The organism is Streptomyces sp. NPDC046712 (assembly GCF_040645695.1).
In the GTDB taxonomy this organism is placed as follows: domain Bacteria; phylum Actinomycetota; class Actinomycetes; order Streptomycetales; family Streptomycetaceae; genus Streptomyces.
The window spans coordinates 128333-144980 of sequence record NZ_JBEYYW010000001.1 but is presented as its reverse complement, the minus strand read 5'-3'; the positions used below and the strand labels follow the sequence as shown (position 1 = coordinate 144980).

Annotated in this window: 18 protein-coding genes; 12 read left to right on the top strand and 6 right to left on the bottom strand. The window is 71.2% G+C overall.

Translation table 11 applies throughout. The features are described 5' to 3' along the window. Positions 1–102: 102 nt before the first annotated feature. Positions 103–1572 (bottom strand): amino acid permease, encoded by a 1470-nt coding sequence (locus ABZ939_RS00680; RefSeq protein WP_361847101.1) that lies wholly within the window; start codon positions 1570–1572, stop codon positions 103–105. A 196-nt stretch (positions 1573–1768) separates the two neighbouring features. Further along, positions 1769–2470 (bottom strand): FCD domain-containing protein, encoded by a 702-nt coding sequence (locus ABZ939_RS00675; protein ID WP_361847098.1) that lies wholly within the window; start codon positions 2468–2470, stop codon positions 1769–1771. A 146-nt stretch (positions 2471–2616) separates the two neighbouring features. Between ABZ939_RS00675 and ABZ939_RS00670 the strand changes: the two genes are divergently transcribed. The 3 genes from ABZ939_RS00670 to ABZ939_RS00660 all read left to right on the top strand — a co-directional run bounded on the left by ABZ939_RS00670 (position 2617) and on the right by ABZ939_RS00660 (position 5178). Further along, positions 2617–3141 (top strand): gluconokinase, encoded by a 525-nt coding sequence (locus tag ABZ939_RS00670; protein ID WP_361847095.1) that lies wholly within the window; start codon positions 2617–2619, stop codon positions 3139–3141. Between the two features lie 76 nt (positions 3142–3217). Then, positions 3218–4615, top strand: a complete 1398-nt coding sequence (locus tag ABZ939_RS00665) for a gluconate:H+ symporter (protein ID WP_361847092.1) — start codon at positions 3218–3220, stop codon at positions 4613–4615. A gap of 110 nt (positions 4616–4725) precedes the next feature. Then, on the top strand, positions 4726–5178 hold the full coding sequence (locus ABZ939_RS00660; RefSeq protein WP_361847089.1) for an ASCH domain-containing protein: 453 nt from the start codon (positions 4726–4728) through the stop codon (positions 5176–5178). A gap of 151 nt (positions 5179–5329) precedes the next feature. Here ABZ939_RS00660 and ABZ939_RS00655 read toward each other — a convergent pair whose 3' ends face one another. Beyond that, on the bottom strand, positions 5330–6985 hold the full coding sequence (locus tag ABZ939_RS00655) for an FAD-binding dehydrogenase (protein WP_361847086.1): 1656 nt from the start codon (positions 6983–6985) through the stop codon (positions 5330–5332). A 96-nt stretch (positions 6986–7081) separates the two neighbouring features. Here ABZ939_RS00655 and ABZ939_RS00650 point away from each other — a divergent pair, with 96 nt between their 5' ends. The 5 genes from ABZ939_RS00650 to ABZ939_RS00630 are packed head-to-tail and all read left to right on the top strand — an operon-like array spanning position 7082 to position 9741. Then, entirely contained in the window at positions 7082–7717 is a 636-nt protein-coding gene (locus ABZ939_RS00650; RefSeq protein WP_361847083.1) for a TetR family transcriptional regulator, read from the top strand. Then, positions 7714–8478 carry a glucose 1-dehydrogenase gene (locus ABZ939_RS00645; RefSeq protein ID WP_361847080.1) on the top strand — a complete coding sequence of 255 codons (765 nt, stop codon included), beginning with the start codon at positions 7714–7716 and terminating at the stop codon, positions 8476–8478. Before ABZ939_RS00650 ends, ABZ939_RS00645 begins: the two co-directional genes overlap by 4 nt. Positions 8479–8506: 28 nt before the next feature. Continuing rightward, positions 8507–9019 (top strand): NUDIX domain-containing protein, encoded by a 513-nt coding sequence (locus ABZ939_RS00640; protein WP_361847077.1) that lies wholly within the window; start codon positions 8507–8509, stop codon positions 9017–9019. 9 nt (positions 9020–9028) lie between these two features. Further along, positions 9029–9424, top strand: a complete 396-nt coding sequence (locus ABZ939_RS00635) for a DUF202 domain-containing protein (protein WP_355116201.1) — start codon at positions 9029–9031, stop codon at positions 9422–9424. Beyond that, positions 9421–9741: a DUF202 domain-containing protein gene (locus ABZ939_RS00630; protein WP_361847073.1), complete on the top strand. Its 321-nt coding sequence runs from the start codon at positions 9421–9423 to the stop codon at positions 9739–9741. Before ABZ939_RS00635 ends, ABZ939_RS00630 begins: the two co-directional genes overlap by 4 nt. 80 nt (positions 9742–9821) lie before the next feature. Here the strand turns inward: ABZ939_RS00630 and ABZ939_RS00625 are convergent, their stop codons facing one another. Beyond that, a complete protein-coding gene (locus tag ABZ939_RS00625; RefSeq protein ID WP_361847070.1) occupies positions 9822–10760 on the bottom strand; it encodes an NADP-dependent oxidoreductase in 939 nt (312 codons plus the stop codon). Positions 10761–10963: 203 nt separating this feature from the next. On the opposite strand from ABZ939_RS00625, the gene ABZ939_RS00620 reads away from it, so the two are divergent. After that, the gene (locus ABZ939_RS00620) at positions 10964–11260 is read left to right on the top strand and encodes a hypothetical protein (protein ID WP_361847067.1); all 297 of its coding nucleotides are present in this window, start codon (positions 10964–10966) and stop codon (positions 11258–11260) included. 93 nt (positions 11261–11353) lie between these two features. Further along, complete coding sequence (locus ABZ939_RS00615; RefSeq protein WP_361847064.1) at positions 11354–12265, top strand: MBL fold metallo-hydrolase; 912 nt, start codon at positions 11354–11356, stop codon at positions 12263–12265. 26 nt (positions 12266–12291) lie between these two features. Here the strand turns inward: ABZ939_RS00615 and ABZ939_RS00610 are convergent, their stop codons facing one another. Beyond that, positions 12292–13533, bottom strand: coding sequence for a glucarate dehydratase family protein (locus ABZ939_RS00610; RefSeq protein ID WP_361847061.1), 1242 nt, complete (start codon positions 13531–13533; stop codon positions 12292–12294). Positions 13534–13664: 131 nt separating this feature from the next. Between ABZ939_RS00610 and ABZ939_RS00605 the strand changes: the two genes are divergently transcribed. Both ABZ939_RS00605 and ABZ939_RS00600 read left to right on the top strand, forming a co-directional pair. Beyond that, a complete protein-coding gene (locus ABZ939_RS00605; protein ID WP_361847058.1) occupies positions 13665–14687 on the top strand; it encodes a phosphotransferase family protein in 1023 nt (340 codons plus the stop codon). A 6-nt stretch (positions 14688–14693) separates the two neighbouring features. Then, positions 14694–15908 carry an acyl-CoA dehydrogenase family protein gene (locus ABZ939_RS00600; protein WP_361847055.1) on the top strand — a complete coding sequence of 405 codons (1215 nt, stop codon included), beginning with the start codon at positions 14694–14696 and terminating at the stop codon, positions 15906–15908. A 146-nt stretch (positions 15909–16054) separates the two neighbouring features. Here ABZ939_RS00600 and ABZ939_RS00595 read toward each other — a convergent pair whose 3' ends face one another. Further along, entirely contained in the window at positions 16055–16648 is a 594-nt protein-coding gene (locus tag ABZ939_RS00595; protein ID WP_361847052.1) for a TetR/AcrR family transcriptional regulator, read from the bottom strand.

The window sequence follows — 16648 nt, the reverse complement described above, 5'->3', positions numbered from 1 at the left end:
AGACCCCCGCAGGTTCGCACCTGCGGGGGTCTCCACCCGTGGGGGGGTACGGGAAGGGCTTCCGTCCTCGTACGTCGGTCCGTGGACCTCGGTCCTGGTACGTCAGTCCTTGTACGTGGCGGCGGTCGCGCGGACCCGCTTGCGGACCAGGAACCAGCCGCCGACCAGCGCGGCCGCGATGAGCGGGAGGCAGTTCACCGTGGTGCGGCTGATGCCGCCGTCCATCCACATCAGGACCAGGACCGAGCCGAGGAAGACCAGCGTGACGATCTGGGTGTACGGGGCCCAGGGCAGCTGGTAGCCGGGGCGGGTGACCCGGCCGTCCTTGGAGCGGTTCACGAACAGCAGCGAGCAGACCATGATCATGGCCCAGGTGCCGATGATGCCGATGGAGGCGAAGTTCAGCACGAGCTCGAAGGCGTCGCCGGGCATGACGTAGTTCAGGCCGACACCGACGACACCGAAGGCGGCCGTGAGCAGGATGCCGCCGTAGGGGACACCGCCCTTGTTCATGACGCCGGTGAACTTGGGCGCGGAGCCCGCCAGCGACATGGAGCGCAGGATCCGGCCGGTCGAGTAGAGACCCGAGTTGAGGCTGGAGAGCGCGGCGGTCAGGACGACCAGGTTCATCACGCCCGCGGCGCCGGGGATGCCCAGCTTGTCGAAGACCGTGACGAAGGGGCTCTGGTCGCCGGAGTACGCGGTGTACGGGAGCAGCAGCGCGAGCAGGACGACGGAGCCGACGTAGAAGAGGCCGACGCGCCACATGATCGAGTTGATGGCCCGCGGCATGATCTTCTCGGGGTTCTCGGTCTCACCGGCGGCGACGCCGCACAGCTCGACGGAGGCGTAGGCGAAGACGACACCCTGGATCAGCAGCAGCATCGGCATGACACCGCTGGGGAAGATGCCGCCGTTGTCGGTGATGGTGGACAGGCCCGGGGTGTGGCCGCCGATGTCGTGCGAGGTCACGACCAGGAAGATGCCGATCAGCATGAAGGCGACGAGGGCGCCGACCTTGATGATCGCGAACCAGAACTCCATCTCGCCGAAGTACTTCACCGAGATGAGGTTGGCGGCGAGGACGACCGCGAGGGCGATCAGGGCGAGGATCCACTGCGGGACGTCGCTGAACATGGCCCAGAAGTGGGCGTAGGTCGCGGCCGCGGTGATGTCGGCGATGGCGGTGGTCGACCAGTTGAGGAAGTAGAGCCAGCCGGCCGTGTAGGCACCCTTCTCGCCCATGAACTCACGGGCGTACGAGACGAACGCGCCGGAGGAGGGGCGGTAGAGGACCAGCTCGCCGAGGGCCCGCACCACGAAGAAGGCGAAGACGCCGCACACCGCGTAGGCGATGAAGAGGGACGGTCCGGCGTTGGCCATGCGGCCACCGGCGCCGAGGAAGAGGCCGGTGCCGATCGCGCCGCCGATGGCGATCATGTTGATGTGCCGGGACTTCAGGTCCTTGCGGTACCCGGCGTCACCGGCGTCTACGTGGGGTGACGCTCCGGATGCCGTCGCCGGTGGCGTGGCGGACAGCGTGTCGGCCGCAGGGAGGGTGCGGTCACTCATGGAGTTGTTCGCCTTCGTGAGGGGGAGGGTCTGTGCGGTACCCGGCCGCGCGCGCATGGAGGTCGTCCACGGCTCACGCGGCCAGCGCACATCGTCACGGCACGGCGGGATTTCGGCAGTGGCCAATGTCACTGAACGCCCATAATTGAGCTACTTCTGAGGTTCCTCCGAGGCGAACGCCTGGGATCGGAAGGTTTTACGGCGCGAGAACATCCAGTTCCTTGAGCGCGCCGACCGCGATCTGGCGGGTGAGTTCCTCGGCGCGGGCCGCGTCCTTCTCCCGTACCGCCTCGGCGACCTGGACGTGGAGGGTGACGGCGGCCGGGTCGGGGTCCTCGAACATCACCTGGTGGTGCGTACGGCCGGTGAGCACCTCGGCGACCACGTCGCCGAGCCGGGCGAACATCTCGTTGCCGGAGGCGTTCAGGACGACCCGGTGGAAGGCGATGTCGTGGACGAGGTACGCCTCCAGCTGCCGGCCGCGCGAGGTGGCGACCATGCCGAGCGCCTGCTCGGTCAGCTCCCGGCACTGCTCGGGTGTGGCGTGGACGGCGGCGAGTCCGGCCGCGACCGGTTCGACGGCGGAGCGCAGCACGGTGAGCGAGCGCAGCTGGCGGGGGCGGTCGGCACCGGCCAGGCGCCAGCGGATGACCTGGGGGTCGTAGACGTTCCACTGCGCCGTGGGCAGGACGATCACGCCGACGCGGCGCCGGGACTCGACCAGGTGCATGGACTCCAGGACGCGGACGACCTCGCGCACCACCGTCCGGGAGACGTCGAAGCGTTGGGCGAGCTCGTCGGTGCGCAGCACGCTGCCGGGCGGGTACTCCCCCGCGGTGATCGCGAGACCCAGGGTGGCGAGGACGTGCGGATGGAGCCCCTGGCCCGGTGTCGTCATGGGGGTCAGCCTACGGGGCGACCAAGATCCCGAACAAAAAGTATGACTTTAATGTCACAGGCTCTTGAATACGTCGTACCCAATGGGTTTCATGAGCGCGACGGAATCGCGAGATCGATGTCGATGAAGACAGCGAGGCACCACCCATGAGCACCACCTCCCCGACGGTCCCCCGGGTCGTCGTCGTGATGGGCGTCGCCGGCACCGGCAAGACGACCATCGGTCCGCTGGTCGCGGACGCGCTCGGCGTCCCCTATGCCGAGGGCGACGACTTCCACCCCGCGGCGAACGTCGCCAAGATGTCGGCCGGCATCCCGCTGGACGACGCGGACCGCGGCCCCTGGCTCGACGCGATCGGGCAGTGGGCGCACGGCCGGGAGGGCCGGGGCGGGGTGGTGAGCAGCTCCGCGCTGAAGCGGATCTACCGGGACCGGCTCCGGACGGCAGCCCCGGGCGTGGTCTTCCTCCATCTGACCGGCGCCCGCGAGCTGATCGAGCGGCGGATGTCCGAGCGCAAGGGCCACTTCATGCCGACCGCGCTGCTCGATTCGCAGTTCTCCACCCTGCAGCCGCTGCAGGAGGACGAGGCGGGCGTCGCCGTCGATGTCACCGGCTCCCCCGAGGAGATCGCCGCGCGGGCCGTCGCCGCGCTGCGCGGGCTCGCCCACTGATCTCGTACGGACCCACCCGTACGCACAGCTTTCCCCGTTCCCCTTCCTGCCCCCACCCGTCCTCTAAGGAATCAGCGTGACCAGTCTCAGCGTCGAGATGCTGGCAGCGGACGCCGTCGAGCCGATCACCTCGGCCGGCAACGCCCAGCTCGGCATCGCCGTGCTCGCGGGCATCGCCGTCATCGTCCTGCTCATCACCAAGTACAAGCTGCACGCCTTCCTGGCGCTGACCATCGGGTCGCTGGCACTGGGCGCGTTCGCCGGGGCCCCGCTCGCGGCGACCATCGACTCCTTCACGGCCGGCCTCGGCAAGACCGTCGCCGGCGTGGGTGTGCTGATCGCGCTCGGCGCGATCCTCGGCAAGCTGCTCGCCGACTCCGGCGGCGCGGACCAGATCGTCGACACGATCCTGGCCAAGGCGAGCGGGCGGGCGATGCCCTGGGCGATGGTGCTGATCGCCTCTGTCATCGGCCTGCCCCTCTTCTTCGAGGTCGGCATCGTGCTGCTGATCCCGGTCGTCCTGCTCGTCGCCAAGCGCGGCAACTACTCGCTGATGCGGATCGGCGTCCCGGCCCTGGCCGGACTGTCGGTCATGCACGGACTGATCCCGCCGCACCCCGGCCCGCTGGTCGCCATCGACGCGCTGGGCGCCAACCTGGGTGTCACGCTCGCCCTGGGTGTCCTGGTCGCCATACCGACCGTGATCATCGCCGGTCCGCTGTTCTCCCGGTACGCCGCCCGCTGGGTGGACATCCCGGCCCCGGAGAACATGATTCCGGCGCGTCCCTCCGAAGACCTGGAGAAGCGCCCCGGCTTCGGCGCCACGGTCGCGACCGTCCTGCTGCCCGTCGTCCTGATGCTGGTCAAGGCGCTGGTCGACATCGTCGTGGACAACCCGGAGAACGGCCTGCAGAAGGTCACCGACGTCATCGGCTCCCCGCTGATCGCGCTGCTCGCGGCCGTGCTCGTCGGCATGTTCACGCTGGGCCGCGCCGCCGGCTTCACCAAGCAGCGGCTCTCCTCGACCGTCGAGAAGTCCCTCGCCCCGATCGCGGGCGTGCTCCTGATCGTCGGCGCGGGCGGCGGCTTCAAGCAGACGCTGATCGACGTCGGCGTGGGCCAGATGATCCTGGACTTCTCCAAGAACTGGTCGATCCCGGCCCTGCTGCTCGCCTGGCTGATCGCCGTGGCGATCCGGCTCGCGACCGGTTCGGCGACCGTGGCGACGATCTCGGCGGCCGGCCTGGTGGCCCCGCTCGCCGAGGGCATGGGCACGAGCGAGACGGCCCTCCTGGTCCTTGCGATCGGTGCCGGTTCGCTCTTCTTCAGCCATGTCAACGACGCCGGGTTCTGGCTGGTGAAGGAGTACTTCGGGATGAACGTCGGCCAGACGATCAAGACCTGGTCGGTGATGGAGACGATCATCTCGGTCGTCGGCCTCGTGTTCGTCCTGCTGCTGTCGCTCGTGCTGTAGCCGCGGCCTTCCGCACGCTCCAACCGGACCGGGTCCGGACGCCGTTCAGGCGTTCCGGGCCCGGTCCGGTGCGTGGAGGCCGTGCCAGACTGCCGGGCATGGAACAGGGCATGGAACAGACGGAGTACGTGGCGCGGAGCGAGGACCCCGAGTCCCTCAAGCCGTTGGCGCTGGCCTTTCCCGGGCCGCTGCGCGACCAGTTGGTGGCCGCCGTCCTGTCGGGCGAGAAGACCTCGACGACGGGTCTGATGGTGGCGTTCGAGGTCGAGGGCGAGGAGCTGCCGCGCGTCGGCGAGCGCTGGGCGCTCATCGACTCCGAGGAGCGGCCGGTGGCGGTGGTGGAGACCACGGAGGTACGGGTCCTGCCCGTCGGGGAGATCGACCTCCAGTTCGCCATCGACGAGGGCGAGGGGTACACGACGGTCGCGGAGTGGCGGGCGTCCCACGAACGGTTCTGGCACGGCGCCGAGATGCGGGAGTTCCTCGGCGACCCGGAGTTCACCGTGACCGACGCGACGATGGCGGTCGCCGAGCGGTTCGAGGTCGTACGACGCCTCGGCTGAGCCGGGACGCGGCGGCGGGCGCGTCGGTCGGGGCCGGGACCCGGCGGCGGGGGCCGTCGGTCGAGGCCGGGACAGCGGGGCGGTTCGGCCGAAGACGGGACGGCGGCGCGTCGGTCGGGGCCGGGCGGCCCGCCGCCTGTGCGCCGTCGTCCTAACCCACCGCTTTCGCCGCCGCCCGGCCCGCCGCGCGGCCCGAGAAGATGCAGCCGCCGAGGAAGGTGCCTTCCAGGGACCGGTAGCCGTGGACGCCTCCGCCGCCGAACCCGGCCGCCTCGCCCGCCGCGTACACCCCTTCCAGTACCTCGCCGCCCTCCGTGAGCACCCGCGACGAAAGGTCCGTCTCCAGGCCGCCGAGCGACTTCCGGGTGAGGATGTTGAGGCGCACGGCGATCAGCGGACCGGCCTTCGGGTCCAGGATGCGGTGCGGGGACGCCGTACGGATCAGCTTGTCGCCGAGGTACTTTCGGGCGCCCCGGATCGCCGTGACCTGGAGGTCCTTGGTGAAGGGGTTGGCGATCTCCCGGTCCCGGGCGGTGATTTCGCGGCGCAGCTCCGCCTCGTCGATCAGCGGCTCGTCGGTCAGCGCGTTCATGCCCCGGACGAGGGCGGGCAGGTCCTTCTCCACGACGAAGTCGACGCCGTGGTCCATGAACGCCTTCACCGGTCCCGGCACGTCCGCGCGGGCCCGGCCGATCACGTCCCGGATCGACTTGCCGGTGAGGTCGGGGTTCTGCTCGGAGCCCGAGAGGGCGAACTCCTTGCCGATGATGCGCTGGTCGAGCACGAACCAGGTGTGGTCGTACCCGGTCCGCATGATGTGCTCGAGCGTGCCGAGCGTGTCGAAGCCGGGGAAGAGCGGGACGGGCAGCCGGCGGCCGCGGGCGTCCAGCCAGAGCGAGGACGGGCCGGGCAGGATGCGGATGCCGTGCTTGGCCCAGATCGGGTTCCAGTTCTCGATGCCCTCGGTGTAGTGCCACATCCGGTCGCGGTTGATGTGGTGGGCCCCGGCCGCCTCGGTGATGCCCAGCATCAGCCCGTCCACATGGGCGGGGACGCCGGAGAGCAGCTTCGCGGGCGGGGTGCCAAGCCGGTCCGGCCACTGCTTGCGTACGAGGTCGTGGTTGCCGCCGATGCCGCCGGAGGTGACGACGACCGCCTGGGCCCGGAGTTCGAAGGTACCGGTGACCCCCCGGCTGCTCGCCTCCCCGCGCTCCACCCCGGACGGCTCCAGGATCTCCCCGGTCACGGTGTCCACGGCGCCCGCCGTGCGGCCGAGGCCGGTGACCCGGTGGCGGAAGCGGAACGTGACGAGGCCCCGGGCGACGCCTTCGCGGACCCGCTGCTCGAAGGGAGCGACGAGGCCGGGTCCTGTGCCCCAGGTGATGTGGAAGCGGGGCACCGAGTTGCCGTGCCCGGTCGCGTCGTAGCCGCCGCGCTCCGCCCAGCCGACGACCGGGAAGAACCGCACTCCGCGCGAGTGCAGCCAGCTGCGCTTCTCGCCCGCGGCGAAGTCGACGTACGCCTCCGCCCAGCGCCGCGGCCAGTGGTCCTCCTTGCGGTCGAACCCGGCGGTGCCGAGCCAGTCCTGGAGTGCGAGCTCGTGGCTGTCCTTGATCCGCATCCGGCGCTGCTCGGGCGAGTCCACGAGGAACAGCCCGCCGAAGGACCAGTGGGCCTGGCCACCGAGGGACTGCTCCGGCTCCTGGTCGAGCAGGATCACGCTCCGGCCCGCCTCCACGAGTTCGGCGGTGGCGACGAGCCCGGCGAGGCCGGCTCCGATCACGATCACATCAGCGTCGTACGACATGGACCGAATATTGGATACACGAATGTATCGAGTCAACAGTCCGGACCCATCGCATTGCCTCTCCTGGTTTCTAATGTCGAGCATTAATATGGAGGCATGGCGAGAACATCGGGGCCCGAGACCCGGGACAAGCTGATCCGCGCGGCGGAAGAGATCTTCGCCGCCCAGGGCGTCGACGGCGCCCAGCTCCGCGACATCGTCGCCCTGGCCGGCCAGAGCAACCCCTCGGCCGTGCAGTACCACTTCGGCTCGCGCGGCGGCCTCCTCGACGCGGTGATGGCCGGCCGCCAGCTCCGTACGGAGAAGGTCCTCACCCCGCTCCTCTCCGCGGCCTCCGACGAACCGCGCGCGCTGATCCGTGCCCTGGTCACCGCCGAGGCGAGCGAACTGCGCACCGAGCGCGGCCTGCGCTGCCTGCGGATCTCCGCCCAGCTCAGCCATGAGAGCGGCGTCCGCACCCGCACCCCCCATCCCACGCTCGACGGCACCGTCTACTGGCGGCTGATCGAGCGGATCGAGGCCTGTCTGACCGGCCTGCCCGAGCCGCTGCGTCTGGAGCGCCTCGATCTGGCGCTCACCGTCGTCGGCGCGGCCCTGGCCGACCGCGCCCGGCAGTACCTCGACGGCACCGAACCGCTCACGAGCGAGGCGCTCTTCCTCGCCGACCTCGTCGAGACCACCACCGCCCTGCTGCAGGCCCCCACGCCCGCGACCCGAAAGGACATTTCATGAACGACCTCACCGGCAAGACCGTCCTCATCAGCGGAGGCGCCCGCGGCCTGGGCGCCGAGGCCGCGCGGCAGGCCGTCGCCGCCGGGGCGAACGTCGTGATCACCGACGTACTGGACGACGAGGGCAAGGCGACCGCGGCCGGGCTGGGCGAGCGGGCGCGCTTCCTCCACCACGACGTCACCTCCGAGGAGGAGTGGGCCGCGGCCGTGGCGTACGCGGTCGCCGAGTTCGGCGGTCTGCACGGTCTGGTGAACAACGCCGGGATAGCCACCGGCGCCTTCCTCGAGACCGAGTCCGTCGAGCACTTCCGCCGGGTGCTCGACATCAATCTGACCGGCGTCTTCATCGGCATGAAGGCCGCGATCCCGGCGATGAAGGAGGCCGGCGGCGGGTCGATCGTCAACATCTCCTCGGCGGCCGGTCTGATGGGTCTCGCGCTGACCGCGGGCTACGGCGCCTCCAAGTGGGGCGTGCGGGGGCTGACGAAGATCGGCGCGGTGGAGCTGGGCACGGCCGGGATCCGCGTGAACTCGGTCCACCCCGGCATGACGTACACCCCGATGACCGCCGCCGTCGGCATCGAGCGCGGCGAGGGCAAGTACCCGAACACCCCGATGGGCCGGGTCGGCGAGGCTCCCGAGATCGCGGGCGCCGTCGTCTTCCTGCTGTCGGACGCGGCCTCGTACGTGACGGGCGCGGAGCTGGCCGTGGACGGCGGCTGGACGACCGGTCCGACGGTGAAGTACGTCATGGGTCAGTGAGTCGCGAGTCGGTGATCTGATGGGGGGCATGAACCCCGCCGAAGAGATCCTGGACGTCGTCGACGAGAACGACGAGGTCATCGGACAGGCCCCGCGCGCCGAGGTGTACGCGCGGGGCCTGATCCATCGCTGCACGTTCATCCAGGTACGTGACGCCGAGGACCGGATCTTCGTGCACCGGCGCACGCCGACGAAGCTGGTCTACCCCTCCCTCTACGACATGTTCGTCGGCGGGGTCGTCGGCGCGGGCGAGAGCTACGACGACGCGGCGCTGCGCGAGGCCGAGGAGGAGCTGGGGGTCTCCGGGCTGCCGCGCCCCGAGCCTCTGTTCCGCTTCCTGCACGACTCCGGAGGCGTCGCCGGGAAGTGGTGGTCGGCCGTGTACGAGGTGCGCTGCGAGCTGCCGGTGAACCCTCAGGTGGAGGAGGTCGCCTGGTACGCCTTCCTGCCCGAGGCGGAGGTGGTCGCGCGGCTCGGGGAGTGGGAGTGGGTCCCGGACGGCCGGGCCGCCTACGAACGACTGCGCGCGCGCCGCGGTTAAGGTGCCCGGGTGAGTGACTTCGTGCAGAGTCTGCGGCTGTGGTTCGCGCCGCAGCGGATCCGGGACGAGGGCGAGACTCCGGACTACCGGTTCTCGCTCGCCAACGAGCGCACCTTCCTCGCCTGGATCCGGACCGCACTGGCGCTCGTCGGCGGCGGTTTCGCCGTCGACCAGTTCCTGCCGGATCTGCGCTGGGGGGTACGGGTCGGGCTCGCGCTGGCGCTGCTCGGCGCGGGTGTGCTGTGTGCGCTGCGGGCGGTGAACCACTGGGTCCGGTGCGAGCGGGCGATGCGGCGCGGCGAGGACCTGCCGGTGTCCCGGTTCCCGACGGTGCTGAGTCTCGCGGTGGCCGTGGTGGCGCTGGCGATGGTGGTGGTCATCGTCTTCGGCTGGGCCGGGCGGTGACGCAGCGAGCGACGTCGACGCGGGATCCGGGGCTGCAGCCGGAGCGGACACGGCTGGCGTGGCGGCGGACGACGCTGACCTGCACGGTCGTGGCCGTGCTCGCCGCGAAGTCGGCGATCCGGGACGAGATCACGGCGGCCGGGATCGCGGGCGCCGCGCTGACGGCGCTGGTGTGGGTGGCGTTCCTCGCCGTCGCCCACCGGCGCATCCACGCCCTGGACGCGGCGCGGCCGGGGCCGTTCTCGCACCGGGGCGCACTGCTGGCGACGGCCTGCACGGTCGCGCTGGCGGCGTTCGCGGTCGCGGTGGTGCTCTGACCGGGCGGTCGGCGACGCGGGGCGGGGTCGAGGCCTGTCCGACCTTGATCCGCCGAACGGGCCCCAGGGGGCGACACCCCCTAGTCCGGCCACTCCACCGTGACCACGACCTTGCCGTTCAGGCCGCCCTCGGCGTTCGCGCGCTGCGCGTCGGCCGCCTGTTCCAGCGGGAAGGTCCGCGCGACCCGTACGGACAGCACGCCCTCCTCGACGAGGCCGGCGAGCGCGGCCAGGTCATCGGGGTCGGGGCGGACCCAGAAGTAGCGACCGCCGAGGCTGATGACCTCGCCGTCGGCGATCGACGCGAGGCGGCCCTCGGGAGCCAGCACATCCGCGGTGATCTTGAGGAACGGGCCGCCGATGGTGTCGAACGCCGCGTCCACCCCGTCCGGCGCCAGTTCGCGGACCTGCGCGGCGAAGGTGTGCTCGTCGTACAGGACCGGCTCGGCGCCCAGCTCCTTGATGTGCTCCTGGCCCCCCTCGCGCGACGCGCCGATCACCCGGCAGCCGAGGTGGCGGGCGATCTGGACGGCCATGGAACCGACGCCGCCCGCCGCCGCGTGCACCAGGACCGTCTCCCCGGACCGGACGGCGAGGGCCTGGTGGAGCACCTGGTAGGCGGTGAGCCCGGCCAGCGGAAGGGCGGCGGACTCCTCGAAGCCCAAGGTGCGCGGCTTGCGGGCGAGGGTGCGGACGGGGGCCGCGACGTACTCGGCGAAGGTGCCGCGGGAGAGGAAGTCCTCGCGGACGTAGCCCATGACCTCGTCGCCGACGGTGAACTCGGTGACGGACACTCCGGGCTGGACGACGACCCCGGAGACGTCCCAGCCGGGGATGACCGGGAAGACGGCGTCCATCATCCCGTCCAGGTAGCCGGCCTGAGCCTTCCAGTCGACCGGGTTCACGGCGGCGGCCCGTACCTTCACGAGGACGTCGTCGGGGCCGACCTTCGGGTCGGGCCGCTCGCCGTACTCGAGCACCTCGGGTCCGCCGTACCGGCTGTAGCTGATCGCCTTCATACCCCGAACGATCACGTCGCCCCCCGCGCCCCGCAAGCCGGATTCCTCCGGGCGGTGTTCTCTCCCAGGACCCGTCGAGGCGCTGGGGCGGTGGTCCGCCGAGTACGGCGACGCGTTTGCCGAAGCCCCGGGACAGGACAAGGACGAGGTGGACATTTAGGACTAATCTGAGGTGGTCACACCCCCTCACAGAGGCGATGGTCATGACCGTTCTCCATCACGAGCACCCCACCCACGCGCACACCCACGGCCCGTCGTGCGGGCACACCGCCGTCACGCACCGTGACCATGTCGACTACGCCCACGACGGGCACCTGCACCGTGAACACGCCGGGCACTGGGACGAGTGCGAACCCACCGACCACATCCAGCACACCCACCCCGACCACACGCACGGGCCGGACTGCGGACACACCGCCGTCACGCACGGCGACCACATCGACTACGTACACGACGGGCACCGTCACGCGGAGCACGGCAACCACTGGGACGACCACTGACCCCACGGCCGCCGAGCTTTCCCCGGACGGGGCCCAACTGGCAGTCTTCCACCTGTCAGTTGGGCTCTCGTCTTTCTCGTCCAGGGGAACGCCTTGTCCGTCACCGACCCGTATGTCGTCGCGCTCGCGCCGCGGGTGCACGCCTTCGTCCAGCCCGACGGCGGCTGGTGCCTGAACAACGCCGGCTTCGTCGGCGACGCCCACGAGAGCCTGCTCGTGGACACGGCCGCGACGGAGCGGCGGGCGCGGCTGCTGCGCGAGGCGGTCCTCGCGGAGGGGTTGCCGCTCCCCCGCACGATCGTCTCCACGCACCACCACGGCGACCACACGTACGGCAACGGGGTCTTCCTGCCGGAGGCGCGGATCGTCGGGCACGACAACTGCCGGGCCGAGCAGCTCGCGGCCGGGCGTCAGCTCCATCTGCTGTGGCCGCAGACCGACTTCGGCGAGATCGAGGTGACGCCGCCCTCGCTCTCGTACGGCGAGCGGCTGACGCTGTACGTGGGTGACCTGGAGGTACGCGTGCTGCACCCGGGGCCCGCGCACACGACGGGCGACTCGATCGTCCATCTCCCGGAGCAGGGCGTCGTCTTCACCGGGGATCTGGTCTTCCACGGCGGGACGCCGTTCCTGCCGATGGGCTCGCTGGCGGGTTCGCTGCGGGCGTTGGACATGCTGCGCTCGCTGGACGCGCCGACGGTGGTGCCCGGACACGGCCGGGTCACCGACCCGTCGGCGTACGACGCGACGGAGCGCTACCTGCGCTGGGTCGCCGAGCTGGCGCGCGAGGGCCACGCGAAGGGCGCGACCCCGCTGGAGACGGCCCGCACGGCGGACCTCGGGGAGTTCGGGGCGTGGCGGGAGAGCGAGCGGCTGGTGGCGAACCTGCACCGGGCGTACGCGGAGCTGGACGGCCTCCCGGAGGGCTCGCCACTGGACGCGGCGGCGGTCTTCGGCGACATGGCGGCGATGAACGGGGGCGTCCCGGTGGCGTGCCACGCGTAGCGGAACGCATGCCCGCGAGACACCACCTAGGACCGTAGCCTGCGCAGCGCCGCCGCGTCGTCGCGGTCCCGGAGGGTGCCGTCGTCGTCGAGCCAGCGGCGGTGCAGGGCCGTCAGGGCGTCGCGGTCCAGTTCGACGCCGAGGCCCGGGGCGTCGGAGACCGTGAGGCGGCCGGCCCGGAAGTCGGGGCGGGTGGTGACGACGTCCTCGGTCTGCCAGGGGTAGTGGGTGTCGCAGGCGTGGTCGAGGTGCGGCAGGGTCGCGGCGACGTGGGTCATGGCGGCGAGGCTGATGCCGAGGTGCGTGTTGGAGTGCATGGAGAGCCCGACGCCGTAGGTGCGGCAGAGCGCGGCGAGCTCACGGGTGCGGTGCAGGCCGCCCCAGTAGTGGTGGTCGCAGAGCACGATCCGTACCGCGTCGCGGGCGAAGGCCTCCGGGACCTCCTCGAAGGTCGTGACGCACATGTTCGTCGCGAGCGGTACGTCCGTCCGGGCGGCGATGTCGGCCATGGCGTCCGTGCCGGTCGCCGGGTCCTCCAGGTATTCCAGGACGTCCTTCAGCTCCCGCGCCACCTCCAGCGCGGTCTCCACGGACCAGGCCCCGTTCGGGTCGAGGCGGAGCGGCCGGCCGGGGAACTCCTCGGCGAGGGCCCGGATCGCGGCGATCTCCTGCTCGGGCGGGAAGACTCCGCCCTTGAGCTTGAAGGAGCGGAAGCCGTACGTCCGGTCGAAGCGACGGGCCTGCTCGACGATCCCCGCCGGGTCGAGGGCCGCTCCCCAGTCGTCCGTCCCGTCGAACTTGTAGAAGAGATACGCGCTGTACTCGACGGAGTCGCGGACCTTGCCGCCGAGCAGGGCGTGGACGGGCAGGCCCAGGGTCTTGCCGAGGGCGTCCAGGCAGGCGACCTCGAAAGCGGAGACGACGGAGAGGCGGAGCTTGTCGGCGGTCTGCACCCCGCGCAGCCCGCCCGCGTCGACCCGCTCGTCGACGCCCAGTGAGTCGCCGCACACCTGCGCGGCCAGCGAGAACAGGCCGTTCACGTCCGTGACCGCACGGCCGGGCAGCGCTTCGGCCAGCGGCCGGGCGAGCCCCAGGTACTTCGTATCGCCGTAGGTCTCACCGAGGCCGGTGACCCCGCCCCGCGTGACCACTTCGACCACGAGCCGGGGCGTGAGGGGCTGATGGACGCCCTGGGTGTTGAGCAGAGGGGGGTCGGAGATCAGGATCGGGGTCAGCCGGACTTCCTCGACGAGCAGCTCTGGATTCATATGTGAACCATATTCACGAGCTGGACCGGTGGCCAGACCGACGACACCGCTTTCCCTCCCGAGCCCTGGACGACATACCGACTGGTCGGTCATCATGAACGCCGACCAGCCACCCTCTGGAGGTACGCACGATGAGTTCAGCTCCGCCGCCAGGTCTCGACCCCGAGCAGTTGCGCGGATTCCTCGACCGCGAACGGCCGGGGCTCGTGCGCGGCCCGCTCCACGCCCGGCTGATCGAGGGCGGCAGGTCGAACCTCACGTATGTCGTCACCGACGGCACGGCACAGTGGGTGGTCCGCAGGCCCCCGCTCGGCCACGTCCTGGCCACCGCGCACGACATGAAGCGCGAGCACCGCGTGATCCGCGCCCTGCACGGCACGGCCGTGCCCGTCCCCGAGCCCCTGCTGCTCTGCGAGGACGACACCGTGCTCGGAGCGCCGTTCTACGTCATGGAGTTCGTCGCCGGCACCCCGTACCGCTCGGCCGAACAGCTCGCCCCGCTCGGCGCCGAACGCACCCGCGAGGCGGTCCTCGGCCTGGTCGACACCCTCGTCGACCTGCATGCCGTCGACCCGGCGGAGGTGGGCCTCGCCGACTTCGGGCGGCCCGAGGGCTTCCTCGACCGGCAGCTGCGCCGCTGGGGCAAGCAGCTCGACGCCTCCCGCAACCGCGACCTGGCGGGCATCGACGAGCTGCACGCCGCTCTCGGCCGCGCGCTCCCGGCCTCCCCCGCCCCTACGGTCGTCCACGGCGACTACCGGCTGGACAACGTCCTGATCGGCGCGGACGACCGCATCAAGGCCGTCCTCGACTGGGAGATGTCCACCCTCGGCGACCCGCTGACCGACCTCGGGCTGCTCGCGATGTACAGCGCGCCGCTGGACGTCCCGCACTCCCCCGTCAGCACGACCGCCACGGCCGCCGGACACCCCACGCCCGCCGAGCTGATCGAGCGCTACGCGGCCCGCTCGGGCCGCGACACCTCCGCCATCTCCTGGTACACGGCCTTCGCCTGGTTCAAGCTCGCCGTGATCCTGGAGGGCATCCACTACCGGTACACCCTCGGCCAGACCGTCGGCGCCGGCTTCGACCGCATCGGCGAACTCGTCCCGGTCTTCATCGAGCACGGCCTCACCACCCTTCAGGAAGGCTGATCCGCCATGGACTTCGCATTCGACGCACGCACCGAGGAGCTGCGGGCGAAGCTGCTCGCCTTCATGGACGAGCACGTCTACCCCGCCGAGCAGACCGCACACGAGCAGCGGGCGCTGCTCGCCTCGCCGTGGGACACCCCGCAGATCGTCGAGGACCTGAAGGCCGAGGCCCGCCGCCAGGGTCTGTGGAACCTCTTCCTGCCCGACGCCGAGCACGGGGCGGGTCTCACCAACCTCCAGTACGCGCCGCTGGCCGAGATCACCGGCCGCAGCCCCGAGCTGGCCCCCACGGCCCTCAACTGCGCGGCCCCCGACACCGGGAACATGGAGGTGCTCGCCCAGTTCGGCGACGAGGCGCAGAAGAAGCAGTGGCTGGAGCCGCTCCTGGCCGGCGAGATCCGCTCGGCGTTCGCGATGACCGAGCCCGAGGTCGCCTCCTCCGACGCGACGAACATCGAGACCCGGATCACGCGTGAGGGCGACGAGTACGTCCTCAACGGGCGCAAGTGGTACATCTCCGGGGCGATGAACCCCAACTGCAAGATCTTCATCGTGATGGGCAAGACCGACCCGGAGGGCGCCGACGTGCGCCGCCAGCAGTCGATGATCCTCGTCCCGCGGGACACCCCCGGCGTCGAGGTGCGTCGGGCCATGCAGGTGTACGGCTACGAGGACCACTCCCACGGCGGCCACGCCGAGGTGCTGTTCCACGACGCCCGCGTCCCGGTCTCGAACCTGATCGGCGAGGAGGGCGGCGGCTTCGCCATCGCCCAGGCCCGGCTCGGCCCCGGCCGGATCCACCACTGCATGCGGCTGATCGGCATGGCCGAGCGGGCCATCGAGCTGATGTGCCGCCGGGCCGTCTCCCGTACCGCCTTCGGCAAGGCGATCGCACAGCAGGGGGTCGTGCAGAACTGGATCGCCGACGCCCGGGTGACGGTCGAGCAGCTGCGCCTGCTCGTCCTCAAGACCGCCTGGCTGATGGACACCGTCGGCAACCGGGGCGCGCACACGGAGATCCAGGCGATCAAGATCGCGACCCCGCGCGCGGTGGTCGACATCATCGACAAGGCCGTGCAGGTGCACGGCGCGGGCGGGGTCTCGCAGGACTTCCCGCTGGCCGAACTGTGGGCCGCGGCGCGGACGCTGAAGCTGGCGGACGGTCCGGACGAGGTACACCAGCGGTCGCTGGCCCGGCGGGAGCTGAAGAAGTACCTGTGACGCGGAAGGGCCCGGGGCGGACTCGCCCCGGGCCCTCCGTGCGTCGACAGCCGCAGCCGGCGCGTTACGGCCGCAGCCGGTGCCGTCACTGCCGCAGTCGGCGCGTCCAGGCGCGGTCAGCGCGTTTACGGCCGCAGCCGGTGCGCTTACGGCCGCAGCGCCCGCAGCAGCAGGTCGGCGAGTTGGTCGGCGACCTGCTGCGGGGTGAGCGGCCCGTCCGGGCGGTACCAGGTGGACAGGTGGTGGACCGAGCCGAAGTGGTAGTCCACCACCAGGTCGGCGGGGGTCGCCACGGAGAACACCCCGGCCTGCTGGCCCTCCTCGATCAGCGCCCGGAACCGCTCGTGGTAGCGCCGCCGCTCGGCGCGCACCTGCTTGTTCTTCTCCGGGCTGAGGTGGTGCATCGAGCGGAAGAAGATCGAGGCGTCGTCGAGGTTCTCGATCGTGGTGACCACGACGTCGGCGGCGGCGTCGCGCAGCCGCTGCTCGACCGGGGCGTCGGCGCCCGCGAAGGCGTCGAGCCGCTCCTGCTGGAGCCGCAGCACCCGGGAGTAGACCTCCTGGAGGAGGTCCTCCTTGGAACCGAAGTAGTGGTAGAGCGCGCCCTTGGTGACGCCCGCCGCCTCCACGATCTCCTGGACGGAGGTGCGGTCGTACCCACGCTCCGCGAAGAGCCGGGTGGCGGCGGCCAGCAGCCTCTGGGGGACGGGGGTGCCGCTCCCGTCCGTCGTCCTGGCCAT